Source organism: Affinundibacterium seohonense (assembly GCF_014284305.1).
GTDB lineage: Bacteria > Pseudomonadota > Gammaproteobacteria > Burkholderiales > Burkholderiaceae_D > Undibacterium > Undibacterium seohonense.
The window spans coordinates 1-255 of sequence record NZ_JACOFW010000122.1; the positions used below are offsets into that span (position 1 = coordinate 1).

1 rRNA gene is annotated in these 255 nt (G+C 49.4%); it reads left to right on the forward strand.

Annotated features, from left to right (window positions below):
* Positions 1–255 (forward strand): 23S ribosomal RNA (locus tag H8K52_RS20820); the annotation flags it as partial.

The window sequence follows — 255 nt, forward strand, 5'->3', positions numbered from 1 at the left end:
AAGGCTAAATACTCGATATCGACCGATAGTGAACCAGTACCGTGAGGGAAAGGCGAAAAGAACCCCGGAAGGGGAGTGAAATAGAACCTGAAACCGTGTGCATACAAACAGTAGGAGCGGACTTGTTTCGTGACTGCGTACCTTTTGTATAATGGGTCAGCGACTTACATTCAGTGGCAAGGTTAACCGTATAGGGAAGCCGTAGAGAAATCGAGTCCGAATAGGGCGACAGTCGCTGGGTGTAGACCCGAAACC